The 14,387-nt window shown below is 60.2% G+C and carries 11 protein-coding genes and 1 tRNA gene; 4 read left to right on the top strand and 8 right to left on the bottom strand.

What is annotated here, in order from left to right:
* The first annotated feature begins 251 nt into the window (after positions 1-251).
* Positions 252-1,694 carry a C45 family autoproteolytic acyltransferase/hydolase gene (locus ACTNBY_RS02365; protein WP_441063218.1) on the top strand — a complete coding sequence of 481 codons (1,443 nt, stop codon included), beginning with the start codon at positions 252-254 and terminating at the stop codon, positions 1,692-1,694.
* A 324-nt stretch (positions 1,695-2,018) separates the two neighbouring features.
* On the opposite strand, the gene ACTNBY_RS02370 is transcribed toward ACTNBY_RS02365, so the two are convergent.
* Positions 2,019-2,095: transfer RNA gene (locus ACTNBY_RS02370), tRNA-Met, on the bottom strand.
* Between the two features lie 197 nt (positions 2,096-2,292).
* On the opposite strand from ACTNBY_RS02370, the gene ACTNBY_RS02375 reads away from it, so the two are divergent.
* On the top strand, positions 2,293-3,066 hold the full coding sequence (locus ACTNBY_RS02375) for a type III pantothenate kinase (RefSeq protein ID WP_441063220.1): 774 nt from the start codon (positions 2,293-2,295) through the stop codon (positions 3,064-3,066).
* Positions 3,067-3,175: 109 nt separating this feature from the next.
* Here the strand turns inward: ACTNBY_RS02375 and ACTNBY_RS02380 are convergent, their stop codons facing one another.
* The 4 genes from ACTNBY_RS02380 to ACTNBY_RS02395 all read right to left on the bottom strand — a co-directional run bounded on the left by ACTNBY_RS02380 (position 3,176) and on the right by ACTNBY_RS02395 (position 7,912).
* A complete protein-coding gene (locus tag ACTNBY_RS02380; protein WP_441063222.1) occupies positions 3,176-4,372 on the bottom strand; it encodes an ATP-binding protein in 1,197 nt (398 codons plus the stop codon).
* A 263-nt stretch (positions 4,373-4,635) separates the two neighbouring features.
* Entirely contained in the window at positions 4,636-5,337 is a 702-nt protein-coding gene (locus ACTNBY_RS02385) for a hypothetical protein (protein ID WP_427747602.1), read from the bottom strand.
* Positions 5,338-7,065, bottom strand: coding sequence for a dihydropteroate synthase (gene folP, locus ACTNBY_RS02390; protein ID WP_441063223.1), 1,728 nt, complete (start codon positions 7,063-7,065; stop codon positions 5,338-5,340).
* A gap of 94 nt (positions 7,066-7,159) precedes the next feature.
* Complete coding sequence (locus tag ACTNBY_RS02395) at positions 7,160-7,912, bottom strand: NAD-dependent protein deacylase (protein WP_441063225.1); 753 nt, start codon at positions 7,910-7,912, stop codon at positions 7,160-7,162.
* 136 nt (positions 7,913-8,048) lie between these two features.
* Here ACTNBY_RS02395 and ACTNBY_RS02400 point away from each other — a divergent pair, with 136 nt between their 5' ends.
* The gene (locus tag ACTNBY_RS02400) at positions 8,049-8,867 is read left to right on the top strand and encodes an exodeoxyribonuclease III (RefSeq protein ID WP_154516667.1); all 819 of its coding nucleotides are present in this window, start codon (positions 8,049-8,051) and stop codon (positions 8,865-8,867) included.
* A gap of 535 nt (positions 8,868-9,402) precedes the next feature.
* On the opposite strand, the gene ACTNBY_RS02405 is transcribed toward ACTNBY_RS02400, so the two are convergent.
* Genes ACTNBY_RS02405 through ACTNBY_RS02415 form a run of 3 tightly spaced genes read right to left on the bottom strand, consistent with a single transcriptional unit; the run spans position 9,403 to position 12,642 of the window.
* Complete coding sequence (locus ACTNBY_RS02405; RefSeq protein ID WP_441063227.1) at positions 9,403-10,116, bottom strand: DUF6580 family putative transport protein; 714 nt, start codon at positions 10,114-10,116, stop codon at positions 9,403-9,405.
* A gap of 4 nt (positions 10,117-10,120) precedes the next feature.
* On the bottom strand, positions 10,121-11,740 hold the full coding sequence (locus ACTNBY_RS02410; RefSeq protein WP_441063228.1) for an ABC transporter ATP-binding protein: 1,620 nt from the start codon (positions 11,738-11,740) through the stop codon (positions 10,121-10,123).
* Between the two features lie 23 nt (positions 11,741-11,763).
* The gene (locus ACTNBY_RS02415) at positions 11,764-12,642 is read right to left on the bottom strand and encodes an energy-coupling factor transporter transmembrane component T family protein (RefSeq protein WP_427718158.1); all 879 of its coding nucleotides are present in this window, start codon (positions 12,640-12,642) and stop codon (positions 11,764-11,766) included.
* Between the two features lie 205 nt (positions 12,643-12,847).
* Between ACTNBY_RS02415 and glmU the strand changes: the two genes are divergently transcribed.
* Entirely contained in the window at positions 12,848-14,260 is a 1,413-nt protein-coding gene (gene glmU, locus ACTNBY_RS02420; protein WP_441063230.1) for a bifunctional UDP-N-acetylglucosamine diphosphorylase/glucosamine-1-phosphate N-acetyltransferase GlmU, read from the top strand.
* Positions 14,261-14,387: the final 127 nt, after the last annotated feature.

Consider the following 14,387-nt stretch of genomic DNA (forward strand, 5'->3'; position numbering starts at 1 on the left):
TGGGATGAGTCCGCGCATCACCTGGACTCTCTACGCCTCCAATGGATCGGTAGCCTCTTACGAACACTTTCAAAAGTATGACAAGAGAAAGAAAAGTCCGTAGATTATGCATCTTTAGACTCGTGAAAAAGCGCATCGTGCCCGTCAGCGGCGACGCACCGGCCTTCGGGACGCCTGAAGGCTACTGGGCACGGCGGCAATGTTCATAGCGAATGATGCGGACGCTGCAACTGGTATTATATGACGTACTATTGAAGGGAAAGCAGTATGGCTTACAGCAAAAGGATCAGTTAGAAAGTAACTGGACAGCTGTAATGGCTTCAATTTATGCAGAGGCAGACGATGCCGCATATAACGAAGCCATGGGTAAGATTCTGAAACATTATGAAGAGGATGATCCATCTGTATTTGATTTCTTGTCGGGAGTAGCTGAGGGGGCAGGAGTCTCAAAGGAAGATGCAGTAGTTGCAGTTATGGGCTCATCTGTTCTTAACTATGACCTCATGATGCATTTTGATCCAGAGAGCTCAAATGATCCAGAGCGTTCAAAAACATGTATGAATGTATCTGCTTGGGGAAGTATGACTCAGGATGGTCATCATCTTGGAGCTGCTAATCTTGATGCAGTCAGCACAACACCCGCCGCAATGTTCTCGAGCATGGTTTCTTATCCGAAACATGGCAATGCAGTCATTGCATCAGGTGGATTGCAGGGAAATGCGTTCATGAACTCTAAGGGCCTTATTATTACCTATGCCGGAGGGCCTACGGCATCGCCAAGCGATGATGCTAAGACAATCGATAGGGAAGGCACCTTCCTCGATACTTTGTTTGCTTATTGGTACACAGCCACAAAGTGCGATACGGCAGACGAAGCAGTCAAAATGCTTACGAAAACTGAGTGGATTCACACGGGTAACATCAACGTTTCCGACAACAAGGGAAATGCGTATCTCATCGAGCAAAAAGATAATGCATATGTAGTACGCAAAGCCGGTGACTACGGTGAGACGGACTATCTAATTGCAGCGAATCATTTCAAGGATGAGCTCTGGATGAATGATTCATATGAGGCATATCCGGATAGCGTGCCAAGAGCCAATACTCTAGAAAAGGTTATGCAAGACGAGAGCGGCAGCGTTACCCCACTCACGCTCGCGAACGGACTCGGAAGCATTCGTTACTATGACGAGGGCAAATGGAGTGAGGAAAATTGGGACTTCGGTGGTTTCTATCAGTTCCACTCTCCAGAAGGCGATGACATAGAATTCAAGACAATTTTCAGGACAATTTTTGATGCAACTGATCAGGAAATGTATGTCTTGAGAGGTCATGACGAGAAATTCCGTTCAGACGTTCCCTATGGTACAGCTAATTACTACAAGCTTACCCTCGGAAAGAACATGCAGGCCACTAATAAGAGCGCAGAAATCGACGCGCGTATTGCGGTAAGAAATGCAGGAGCTGAATTGTATAAGAAGGGCTCAGTGGATGACGAGTCCATGGAGTATTACAATAAGGCTGCTGAGGCGGTGCACACGGGATGCAATTACACCACTATGGCTGATTGCGCCAATGCGAAAGGCGATAAGGAGCAGGCTGCGATTATGTATGGCCTTGCTACTTCGCAGTTTGCCAATGCTCAGCGATACGCACAGGCATCCTATACTACTGAAAATGTAATTATTCAATAATCTTGCGTAACGCTCAGCTCGTCATTTAAAGAAAGCGGAAGTGATCTCGAACCCTCCCTAAAGATAACGCTCGAGATCACTTCCAAGATGTACCATCATGCCGATCATCTCGGCATGATGGTATTTTTCGTTTATTCGCGCTGCCAGGCTTTCCTGCGTCTGACCCGGAGTTTTGATCGTGGAGGCCGGATTCGAACCAACGACCTCCAAGGAGCAGAGATTGACACGGGGGATCCAAAATGCCCGCGCAGCAACTAGCTCGCCGTGCTATTTATCCAAAGAAAAACAGCTCAGAGAACAATGCCTCTGAGCTGTTAAAAGTCTTGGTCGCGGGGGCAGGATTTGAACCTACGACCTCCGGGTTATGAGCCCGGCGAGCTACCAGACTGCTCCACCCCGCAATGTCTGGGCGCCTCATATGCGCAAGAAAGAATATTACTCGGGAGTTCGGTGGACGGCAAGGAAAATCTCGTAGAGCATAATTCCTTCATATTTAAAACCCCTCAGCCCATATCACCGTAAACGAATCGCAGCCGAGCGCCGTCGACAGCACGTATACAATGGTGCGCGTCCTTTTATGCCGAAACCGGGAGTAGACATGCTGCTCGCTATCGATATGGGAAACACGCAGACGGCCATGGGCCTGTTTGACGGAGACGAGCTGGTGCAGTCGTGGCGCATGCCCACCGACCGCTCCTATACCGCAGATGAGATCCATGTGCGCCTGATGGGTTTTTTTAAGATGTACGGCCTTTCGCTCGACGCGGTCGACGCTATCGCCTTTGCGGGCGTGGTGCCGCAGCTCTCGCGCGAATGGCATGCCGTGGCCGACCGCATTGCCGCAGACGCCATCGTCATTGGGCCGCAGACGGCCGCCGTGACCAAGCTGCGCGCGGCGCGTCCCCAGGCCGTTGGTGCCGACCGCGTTGCCAACGCCGTTGCGGCCGAGACCTTCTACGGCGCACCGGCGATCGTGGTGGACTTTGGCACCGCAACCAATATCGACGTCATCGATGAGGACGGTTATTACATTGGCGGAGCGATCGCGCCGGGCATCCGCATCTCCATGGATGCACTTGCCGCCCGCGCCGCCAAGCTCGCCAGCGTGCCGCTCGAGGCGCCCGAGCACGCCATCGGCCGCGATACCGAGGAGTGCATCAAGGTCGGCGCCGTGGTGGGCACCGCCGCTATGGCCGAAGGCCTGGTCGCGCGCATGAAGCACGAGCTGGGCCGCGAGGATGCCACCGTTATCGCCACGGGAGGCCTCGCCGGCATCGTCGCCGATTCGACCGATGCCTTCGACGTGGTCGATGGACAGCTCACCATTAAGGGTATCTGCGAAATCTACCGCCGCATGCAGGAGCTGGGATAGGGCAGGAGCTTAAGTCGAGCACGAGCGCGAGCGGCGAACTAGGCAACGCATCGAGCCTATTCCTCAAAAACGAAAATTTTTCAGTTTTGAGGAATAGGCTCGAAGCACGCTAAGCCTCGCCGCACAGCCACCTCGCCAGGTCCACGATCTGCACTCCGTCGCGATCCGTGGCCTCGTGATGCGTGCGGGCGAGAATCATCTTGGGATACGCATCGCCAATGCTCAGCAGTGGCGAAATCTCGCGTTCAAATGTCTTATCCGAGCTGATGTCGTCGCTCACCTGAATGTAGAGCTTCTCGCTTCGCTTGATTGCTACAAAGTCTATTTCCTTTTTATAGAGCACGCCGACGTATACCTCGTATCCGCGGCGCAGCAGCTCGATTGCCACTATGTTCTCGTATACGCGCCCCCAATCCATATCACGTGTACCGAGCAGCGCGTATTTGAACGCGTGGTCCGCCAGGTAATACTTCTCGCCGCTCTTAAGGTATTTCTTGCCGCGAATGTCGTATCGGCGAACTTTATAGAAGGCAAACGCATCGCACAGGTACCCCATGTACGCACCGACCGTCTTGTTCGTAATCTTTAGTCCATCCGCATTTAATGCATCGGTAATGTTGCGTGCCGACGTAATGTTGGAAACGTTGTCCATCATGTAATCGGCAATGCGCAGCAGCGCCGATTCGTTTCTCACGTTATGCCGCTGCACGATATCTCTCACAATGAGCGTCTTAAAGACGTTGGAGAGATATTGATAGCGCTGCTCCTGCAGTGGATAAGGGTAGGAGCCAGACATACCGCCGGTTCTCGCGTACTCATCGAAGTCACGGTCGACCTCGCCCTCGTCGCCATAGAGACGATACTCCTCAAACGAGAATGGGAAAACCTCGATCTCGAACGTGCGCCCCGTAAAGAGCGTCGACAGATCGCTCGACAGCAAAAAGGCATTCGATCCGGTAATGAAGATGTCATAATGCTCGGATGCGTGAAGGCTGTTGATCGCACGCTCAAAACCTTCGCACATCTGAACCTCATCGATAAGCAGAAAATTTTGTTTGCCGGGCACCCGATGATCTTTTACATAAGCGAGCAACGCGTGATACTCGAGCAGGTTCTCGAACTCATCGAGGTTGTAGTTGATATGGATGACATTCGAATTAGGCAGATTTGCCTCCACGTAATCGCGGAGGGCCTCGAGCAATTTTGATTTACCGCTGCGGCGGATGCCCGTGATGACCTTGATATCCGGCACGCCAATAAGACTCGTCAACGTGTCCATATATGACGCTCTATTGATGAGTTTCATCGGGGCCTCCTCGCGGTCTTTTATCTCTATTCCTCAAAAACGAAAAATTTTCAGTTTTGAGGAATAGGCTCTATAGCGAATATACCTCGCGAAAGGCCGAGCTGCCTTAATCCTATTCCTCAAAAACGAAAAATTTTCAGTTTTGAGGAATAGGGCCGCGATGCCACCCTGTAGTCGCGCAAAGACCCTCCCCGGCAGAGGCAGTTCACTCTGCCGGGGAGGGTCTTGTTGTCATCATTATCTTTGAGCGCGGACATCTCGCGTTACAGCCCGCGAATCCGTACGGCCTCGGGCGGAAACTCCTGCTCGCCGGCATCGGTCTTGATGGTCGCGCGACCCCAGATGTCCAGGCCCGCAAACACACCAACCGCAAGCGGCAAGCCGTTGGGCGACACCGCCGCAACCTGGCGGCCCAGCAGCGGCACCATGTCGAAGTACTCGCCCAGCACGGGAGCCAGCGGGCCGGCGGCGCCCTGCGGCGTGTTGGCGACAACCGCCCAGGCGTCCACGCGGGCCAGCACGGCGGTAGTCAGCGCTTCGACCAGCGCTTCGTCAGCCACGTCCACACCGAGCTCGCCCAGCGCCGCGCGCTCAATATCCACCGTCACGGCACCGAACATACCCGCAGCACCGGCGCCACCGTTGACGGCGACGCGTGCAAACGACGTCTCAAACGCGGGCGCGCCGCACACAATATCGCTCGGCCACTGAATGCCCACCTTACCGGCAAGACCCAGCCCCGGCGTCGATGCCGTTCCCGCGAGCGCGTCCATCATGCCCATCGCCGCCACAAACGGCAGGCCATGGAAGGCGTGCATATTCACATCCGGGCGCACGACCAGCGAAAACGTCAACGACGCCTCGCCCACGCTCCAAGCGCACCAGCCCGCGGACACGCCTTCGCGGCCCGCGTCACGTGCCGCGTCGAGCTCGGTACCGGCGGCAACAGCATTCATCTCGATCATCTACATACGCCCCAATTCGCCCACGATATGGCCCACGCGATCCTCGGGCTCCTTGACCTCGACGCCGTTGTAGCGGAAGAACCGCGCCGGGTCGTGCATCAGGTCCTCGAGCGGCACCAGCACAAAGTCGCGTTCGCCAATGAGCGGATGCGGCAGGCGCAGCTTTTTGCCGCCATGGGTCTCGCCATCCATCCACAGCAGGTCCAGGTCGATGGTGCGCGGGCCGTTGACCTTGGCCTTCTTGGATCGGTCGCGCCCCAGCTCGGCCTCGATCTTCATAAGCTCGTCGAGCAGCACCAGCGGCGCCAGCTCGGTCTTGATCTCGATGACAGCGTTGGCAAACGCGTCCTGGCGTGTCTCGTAGGCCGGCTCGCTCTCGTAGATGCGCGAGCAGTTGGACACACAGGTGAGCGGAATCTCGGCGATCATGTCGCGCGCGGCGCGGATGTTGTCGCAGCGATGCCCCAGGTTGGAGCCCGCGGCCACAAACGCGCGACGCGGCTGCGGCTTGGCAACAGCCCAGTAGCCGTTCAGGAACTGCGCAAAGCCGGTGACATCGTGCACGCGCACGATGTTGGCACCGGCCTGGATAGCGCCCAGGCACACGCCAAATGTGGCGGCATCGCGCTCGGCGGCCTCGGTCACGCCCGAGACGGCGCCCACAAAGCGCTTGCGCGACACGGCGCACATGAGCGGATAGCCCAGCGATGCCATCTTGGCGGTCTCGCGCTGGATGACGATGTCTTCGTTGGCCGTCTTGCCAAAACCCGAACCCGGATCGATGCAGATACGGTCGCGTGACACGCCGGCGTGGATGAGCGCGCGGGCCTGATCGGACAGAAAGCCCATGACGCGGCGCATGATGGGCGCCGAATCGGGCAGGGTAAAGCGGCGGAGCTGCGAGGTGGGCACATAAGCCTCCTCGCGGCGGGCGCTGCGGCGCATCATGGCGGCCAAGTGATCGCTGGGCTCCGGCGCGGGCTCAGGGGTCGCGGCGGCCTCGGCGGCAGGGGTAGCCTGCTCGGCGGCCGGCGTCTCCTGCTTCTGCTCGCCCGTTGGCTCGGGCGCTGGCTCCGGATCGCCAAACGGCAGCGAGGGCTGCACCACGCCACCCGGCAGTTTGGCCTCCGTCTTGGGCTCGCCCAGCAGCTTGCCACGACGACGGCGGGCGGGCTTCTCGGCCTCGCGCGCGGCCTCGGCAGCCGCCTCGCGCGCCTTCTCGGCAACAAACGCCGCGGCAGAGGTATCGAGCTGCACCGTTGCATGCGTGCGAGCGGGCGCGGCGACCTCGCCGGCGTGCATCACGATGACGCCGCAGGTGCTCGTCGCGACAAACTCGACCATCTTGGGGTCGGTGAAGCCCGTCACGTCGTTGACGATCGAGGCGCCGCAGCGCACGGCCGCCTTGGCAACCGCCACGTGACGTGTGTCGATCGAGACGATGGCGCCCTCTTTGGCCAACGCACGCACAACGGGCAGCACGCGGCGAGCCTCCTCGTCAGGGTTGACCGGGGTAAAACCGGGGCGCGTGGACTCGCCGCCCACGTCGATGATGTCGGCGCCGGCATCGAGCATCGCCAGGCCGTACTCGATGGCGGCATCCGGGTCGAAATGCTCCCCGCCGTCGCTAAACGAATCGGGCGTCACGTTGAGGACGCCCATGATGCGCGGACGGTCAAAGCTGAGCTCGTACTTTCCGCACCGCCATGTCTTGCTATCGTTCGCCATGAACATCCTCCTAAAATGCCCGCGCCGCCACGCTCGGGCGCAGGCGGCGGGGTCGCTTTGCAATTAGTCTTTCTATTGTATCCGCGCACGCGGGCTAGAACGCAAACGCGGCAGCGATGTCGCAAGAAATCAGCAGGTCGGCATTTGCATCCTGATCGGTGGGAGCAAGATTGCATATGGCCAGCGTATCGCCGGTAAAGTATCGCGTAAGACCCGCCGCCGGATACACCACGAGCGAGGTCCCGCCCACAATGAGGGCATCGGCCGCGGCAATGGCGGCAACGGCGTCGGTCAGCACATGCTCGTCGAGCGGCTCCTCGTAGAGCACCACATCGGGCTTAATGCGCCCGCCGCACGCGGGGCACACGGGCACACCCGCGGCGTCCTCGTGCCCGCGGGCGCAAATCCACTCGGCGCTATAGACCGCGCCGCACGACTGGCAAATGTTGCGATGGACCGATCCGTGCAGCTCGAACACGCGCTGCGAGCCCGCCATCTGATGCAGACCGTCGATGTTTTGCGTCACCACGGCATTAAGTTTGCCGGCACGCTCCAGCTCGGACAGCTTGGTGTGGCAGCGGTTGGGCTTGGCGCCAAGTGAGATCATCTTGGTGCGGTAGAAGTCGAAGAACTCGGCCGGATGCGCCTCGTAAAAGCTATGCGAGAGCATGGTCTCGGGAGGGTAGGCAAACTGTTGGTGATATAGGCCGTCCACGCTGCGGAAATCGGGAATGCCACTCGCCGTGGAAACGCCGGCGCCGCCAAAGAAGACCACACGCTTGTGGGTACCAAACAGCTCCGCCAGTGCGGCGGAGGCCCGCTTGGGATCCGATATCGCCTGCGTCATATGAGTCCTCCGTCCTTGTTGGTCGGGCAGCGTCGGGCGACATCCCAGCATGCGGCCTTTGAGTCAGCACGCGCGGAGCCCACCACCGCCCCTTTTGCGCTAATCTTAAGCCTGCAAACCCCGTCGAAAGGACACCATGCCTCAGACTTACACTTTCGCCTCGTGGAACGTCAACGGTCTGCGCGCCGTGCTCAAAAAGGACCCGAGCTTTATCCAGATCGCACAGGAGCTCAATGTCGATATCCTGGCGCTGCAAGAGACCAAGCTGCAGGAGGGCCAGGCCGATATCGACCTGCCCGGTTATCACCAAACCTGGAGCTACGCCGAGCGTAAAGGCTATTCGGGCACTGCGGTCTTTAGCCGCCAGGAACCGCTGCGCGTGCTGCGCGCCGATGCGCTGCTGCCTTACGCCGGCGAGGGCGCGGCAGCCGAGCTCGTGGCGCAGGCCGCGACCGAGGGCCGCGTCTGCGCGCTCGAGTTCGACAAGTTTTGGTTTGTGGACGTCTATACGCCCAACGCCCAAAATGAGCTCGCGCGCATCGATGTGCGCATGGCCTGGGACGATGCCTATCGCGGCTTTTTGGCGGGACTCGAGCGCGAGACCGGCAAGCCCGTGGTGACCTGCGGCGACTTTAACGTCGCGCACGAGGAGATCGACCTTAAGAACCCCAAGTCCAACCGCGGCAACGCAGGCTTTTCGGACGAGGAGCGCGGTAAGTTTACCGAGCTACTCGACGCCGGGTTTACCGATACCTGGCGCGCGGCAAATCCCGACGTCGAGGGCGTCTACAGCTGGTGGAGCTACCGATTTAATGCCCGCAAGAACAACGCGGGCTGGCGCATCGATTACTTCCTGGTGAGCGACGCCATCGCCGGCAACGTGCGCGACACCGGCATCCGCGGCGACATCTTTGGCAGCGACCACTGCCCCGTCACCCTCACCCTAGAGCTCTAGCCCCAGCCGACCCCTCGGGGACGAAGCAAAACGGATCATGTTCACCTCGCGAGGGAATCCACGCGGCACACCCGCTACGAAACTGCCCCATCTACTACGTTTAAGCCACTACCCTCAACCACGGCGAACAACGCAAAAAGAAAACCGCAGGTAGAAAGCCTGCGGTTTTTCATAAAACGCGGTCATGGTCGAGGGTATCAAGCTAAACGTAGTAGATGGGCTAGTTTCGTGGCAAGCGCCGTCAACTGATTCCCTGGGGACGTCTGGGGGCGGAAGAAAACGGATCGATTTGGCTCTCTAAGGGCCACGACGCCCATCATGTCAGCCGGCCATTCCAAAACTATGCCGGTTTACGGGGCTGAATCGCAAATCCCCAACCAAACGCAATTCAAGCAAAATAAAACCGCAGGTAGACGGATCGTCTATTTTCGGAAAAAGCCGGCATGGTCTGCCTGTGCCAATCTAGCCCCGTAAACCGGCATAGTTTTAAAATGGCACTTCGACAGTATTGATTCTCGCCCCGGCGCAGCCGCCACTACAGCCCGTATTTCACGACGACACGGTTAATGCGACGACACCAAGGTTTGTAGAGAGCGGCCAAGAACACGCAGGTCGCAAGGCCGTGTGTGATATCGAACGGTACCGCCGTGGCAAGACGCGCCACGGCGCCCGCCCACGTGAGCGGTTGCACAAAACCGATGATGTCGTAGGCGTTAATCACGGCGCCATAGAGCAGGCCCGACGCAAAGCCGTACGCCATCAGCGCCGGCATGCGCACGGTTCCATCGGCACGGTCGAACGCCCCCGCATGCGCCAGCGCGCCGCCAACATAGCCGACCAGACCCCAGGCATACATCTGCCACGGTGTCCACATGCCCTGCCCAAAAAAGAAATTGCTGGTCAGCGCCGCCAGCGCGCCAACCATAAAACCATTGCGGCGACCAAGCGTCGCCCCCGCGATAATGGCGATGGCGCTCACCGGTTTAAAGTCGGGAATGGGCCCAAACAAGATGCGCCCCGCCGCGGCCAACGCCGCCAGAACCAGCGAGGGCATAATCTGGCGCAAACCCGGACGAGATGCCTCGTAACCCGCAAAGAACAGCGCGAGCACCAGCGCCACCACGACAAGCATGGCAAGCGCTGCCTGCTCAATGCCCGCCAACAATGCTGCGGCCATTACAGCCGGCACCGCCAGCAGCAGCGGGATTTCCAGTTTTGCGAGTATGCGCAGGACGCGATAATCCGCCATCCCATCACGCCCTATAAAACACATTGTCGGCAAAAAAGTCGGCGGGCGGCTCCATGCAGGCAATCTCGCCGTCGAACATCATGGCAATGTCATCGGCAACCTGCTCGGCAAAATCCAGATCGTGCGTTGCCATGATGACGGTACCGCCAGCCTCCGCATGGTCGCGCAGGGCGCGGGCGATGATGCGACGGCTGGCCAGGTCCAGACCCTTGGTGGGCTCATCGAGCAATAGCAGCTCGGGGCCGATCAACAGCAGCTTTGCCAACGCAAGCAGCTGGCGCTGCCCGCCCGAAAGATCGTACGGATGGCGCCCATCCAAGCCGGACAATCCCAGACTCGTCGCGCGCTCTCGCGCCATAGCCTCGTCATATCCGCAGGTCGAAGCCCATTCCATCAGCTCCTCGCGCACCGTCTCGGCAACCAGCAGCGCCTTGGGATTCTGAGGCAGCAGTGCCGCCGAGGCCGCCCCGCGCTCCATATGCCCACGCTGCAACTTGACCGTCTTGGCCAGCACCGAAAGCATTGTCGACTTACCGCAGCCGTTACCGCCCACAACAGCATGCACCGCGCCTGCCGAAAACGACGCATCGAGCCCGCGCAGCACCCAGCCGGACGCTCGATCGTAGCGAAACCAGCCCCCTGCCAGGGTGGTAGCCGACCCAGCGTGCATTTTAGGGAGTATTCGGCATCCACCGGCGCACGACGGCGCCCCCGAGTCGTCTTGCGACAGGATTTGCGCCTCAAATTCAGCCGATTTGTCCGATTTCGGTCTTTTTTTTTCGCCCGGAGCGCCCACGCGCGGGTCCAAATAGCCCGGCCGGCCACTGGCGCTGCTGAAAACTCCGTTTTTTGCACGCCGCGAGCCACCCCACCCTGGCACCTCGCCAGAAAACAGCTCTTCGCGATGCCCCAAGGAGGCGATGTCAGCGACCTCGCTTACGCGCCCGCCCTCAATCCGATACGCGCACGTCGCGTATTCGAGCATCGGGCGCGGCTGGTGCGTTGCCACAACAACCGTGCAGCCCAGCTCGCGATTCACGCGAAACAGCGCATGCAGAAAATTTTTCTCGGCAACGGGATCCAGTTGGGACGTGGGCTCGTCGAGCAGCAGCACGCGAGGGCGCAACGCCAGCACGGCTGCCAGCGACAGCAGCTGCTTGCGTCCGCCCGAAAGCGTATCGGTATCGCGGTGGAGCCAATCCTCCACCCCAAAGAAATAACTGGTCTCGGCCACGCGACGACGCATCTCGTCGCGCGACATGCCTAAGTTTTCCAGGCCAAACGCCATCTCGTGCCACACGGTTTCGCACACAATCTGGTTCTCGGGGTCCTGAAACACATAGCCCACGCGCTCCGCGGACGCGCGAACGTCCATGTCGGCAACGCTTTCGCCCAGCATGCGCAGCTCGCCGGAGCATTCGCCCGCCGGCGAAATCTCGGGCTTGAGCAACGAGAGTAATGTCGACTTGCCCGACCCGGTACCACCGACAAGCAACGCAAACGTCCCTTGGGGAACACGCCAATCGAGCCCCTCGAACACCGGCACTTCGGCCCCGGGGTAGGCAAAGCGCAGGCCCCGCACTTCAATCGCCGGCATATCCGAGCCGCACACCGCGTCCGCCATGATGCTCCCGTCCAACCGAGCCATCAGCCAAACCTCTTCTCGTCAATCGCATGCACCACGCAGGGCAGCGCCATCCAGGTCGCGTATACAACATAGCCAGGCCACGGCGCTGGCACCGAAAGCTGCGGGTAAAACGAATACTGCATCGTCGCGGTCCACGCCACTGCCGCCGTGGCCACGCCAAACAGCGCAAGCCCAACCAACGCGGCAACGTCGCCGCGCGCCAGCCGATACCGCGCGTACGTCGTGCGACGCGCCGCGGCGCCCCACCCACGGGAGCGCATGGCGTCCGCACGCTCCAGCGAATCTTCCATGCCCCAGCCCATCAACACGCTCGATGCCCGTAGGCGCGAACGCACGGGGTCGGCCGGCGCGCGGCCCGGCACATCAATCGCATCCTGCACCGCCAGCACCGTGCGACCGCGACGCAAAAACTGCGGGATAAGCCGCATACACATCGAGATCATGAGCGCGATCACCGGCGCGGTGTTACCCAAAAGCGCAAGCACCCTGTCGTAGCTAAGCATGGACGCCGCGGCCTCAAACCACAGCACGCTCGCCACAAACAGCCCGCCCATGCACAGGCCGTATACCATGCTCTCCAGATACACCGCACGCATGCCAATACGGAACAGTTCCGTCGAGCCCGAAGCGCTAAATAACGGGTTGAGCACCGCGATAATCAAAATCACCGGCAGCTGCCAGCGAAGCGCCCCCAACGTGCGTGCGACGCCGCGCGTCGCAAACCCATACGCCAGCCCGCCCGCAAGCGACAGCGCAAGCAGCACCGGTTGCATCGAGAACATGGTGAGCCCCAGCGTCAGCACCATGTAGAGCGCCGGCACCGCCGGATGCGACATCGAGAATGCCGCGACGGGTTCGTTGCCCGATTCCTCTCGCATGATATCCACGGACACCCCCATCCCCTCGCTCAAACGCCAACGCCGCAGTGCCGCTGCCATGCACAACCAGCGCAAACGTCACGCCGGCGGAACCGACATCGGCCGCCATGCGCCAATCGTTACGCGCTCATCATATGCCTGCGGTATCATATTGCGCCGTGTATCGTTTCCAAACGCACGTCTCTATAACGTAACAGGAGATCACATGGACGCAACCGCAATTATCCTCGCCGCCGGCGAGGGCACCCGCATGAAGTCGAACCACTGCAAGGTTTCGCACAAGATCCTGGGCAAGCCCATGGTCCAGTGGATCGTCGACGCCACCATCAAGGCCGGCTGCAGCCGCGTCGTGGTCGTCATCGGCAGCCACGCCGACGAGATGCGCGCGCTTATCGACGGCGCCTACGCCAACAGCGCCACCAAGGTCGAGTGCGTCGAACAGACCGAGCGCCTGGGCACCGGCCACGCCGTAAAGGTCGCGCTCGAGGCATGCGGCATCATGCAAGGCCCCGTCGTCGTGCTCAACGGCGACCTGCCGCTCATCACCGCCGACACCGTCGCCAAGTTCGCGCAGACCGTCGCCGGCGGCGAGCTCGCCTGCACCGTCATGACCATGACCCCGCCCGATCCCTTTGGCTACGGCCGCATCAAGCTGGGCGCCGACGGCCAGATCGAGCGTATCATCGAGCAGAAGGACTGCACGCCCGAGCAGGCCGCCACGCTGCTCGAGTGCAACGCCGGCTGCTACGCCTTCGACGGCGCGCAGCTCGCCGCCCACATCAGCGAGATCGGCAACGACAACGCGCAGTCCGAGTACTACCTGCCCGACATGCTCGAGATTCTCAAGGGCCACGGCCAGGCAGTCTCCATCTTCCACTGCGACGACTACCGCGACGGCCTGGGCGTCAACAGCCGGATCCAGCTCGCGCAACTCACCGCTATCGCGCGCGACCGCATCAACGAGCACTGGATGGCCGAAGGCGTTACCTTCATCGACCCCACGCAGGCCTGGATCGGCCCTGACGCCGTCATCGGCCGCGACACCATCGTGTGGCCGCAGACGCACCTGATCGGCCACGTCACCGTGGGCGAGGAGTGCCAGCTCGGCCCCAACAGCCGCCTCACCGACACCACCGTTGGCAGCGGCTGCACCATCGATGAGACTATCGCCATCGAGGCTGTCATCGAGAACGGCGTCGACTGCGGCCCGCGCGCCTACCTGCGCCCGGGCACCCACATGCTCGATGGCTCCAAGGCCGGCACACACGTGGAGATCAAGAAGTCCACGATCGGCGAGGGCTCCAAGGTGCCGCACCTGTCCTACATCGGCGACACCACCATGGGTTCCGGCGTCAACGTGGGCGCGGGCTCCATCACCTGCAACTACGACGGCGTGCACAAGCACAAGACCGTCATCGGCAAGGATGCCTTCATCGGTTCCGACACCATGATGGTCGCGCCTGCCCAGATCGGCGACGGCGCACTCGTGGCCGCCGGCTCCGTCATCACCGAGCCGGTCCCGGCTGACGCACTCGGCCTGGGCCGCGCCCGTCAGGTAAATATTGAGGGCTGGGCCGCCGATTATCGCCGCCGTCTGCACGAGGACGACGAGGTATAACGTTTTACCAAGCATCTAAGGAGCTGTTCCCATGGGAATGGCTCCTTTTTCTATGCTGACCTGCGCGACCGGATGAGTGGTCGGTTCGTGTCCGTTGACGGTAAAGACGTTATCAAGACCCGATAAA

It is taken from the genome of Collinsella sp. HCP28S3_E12 (assembly GCF_052065595.1).
Taxonomy (GTDB): Bacteria; Actinomycetota; Coriobacteriia; order Coriobacteriales; family Coriobacteriaceae; genus Collinsella.

What these genes read in the sequence shown, in the direction of transcription:
- ACTNBY_RS02410 (WP_441063228.1), bottom strand. Translation starts at nt 11,740, where the DNA reads ATGGCGGACGCGGTGTGCGGCTCGGATATGCCGGCGATTGAAGTGCGG.
- folP (WP_441063223.1), bottom strand. Translation starts at nt 7,065, where the DNA reads ATGGCGAACGATAGCAAGACATGGCGGTGCGGAAAGTACGAGCTCAGC.
- ACTNBY_RS02385 (WP_427747602.1), bottom strand. Translation starts at nt 5,337, where the DNA reads ATGATCGAGATGAATGCTGTTGCCGCCGGTACCGAGCTCGACGCGGCA.
- ACTNBY_RS02405 (WP_441063227.1), bottom strand. Translation starts at nt 10,116, where the DNA reads ATGGCGGATTATCGCGTCCTGCGCATACTCGCAAAACTGGAAATCCCG.
- ACTNBY_RS02400 (WP_154516667.1), top strand. Translation starts at nt 8,049, where the DNA reads ATGCCTCAGACTTACACTTTCGCCTCGTGGAACGTCAACGGTCTGCGC.
- glmU (WP_441063230.1), top strand. Translation starts at nt 12,848, where the DNA reads ATGGACGCAACCGCAATTATCCTCGCCGCCGGCGAGGGCACCCGCATG.
- ACTNBY_RS02415 (WP_427718158.1), bottom strand. Translation starts at nt 12,642, where the DNA reads ATGCGAGAGGAATCGGGCAACGAACCCGTCGCGGCATTCTCGATGTCG.
- ACTNBY_RS02380 (WP_441063222.1), bottom strand. Translation starts at nt 4,372, where the DNA reads ATGAAACTCATCAATAGAGCGTCATATATGGACACGTTGACGAGTCTT.
- ACTNBY_RS02375 (WP_441063220.1), top strand. Translation starts at nt 2,293, where the DNA reads ATGCTGCTCGCTATCGATATGGGAAACACGCAGACGGCCATGGGCCTG.
- ACTNBY_RS02395 (WP_441063225.1), bottom strand. Translation starts at nt 7,912, where the DNA reads ATGACGCAGGCGATATCGGATCCCAAGCGGGCCTCCGCCGCACTGGCG.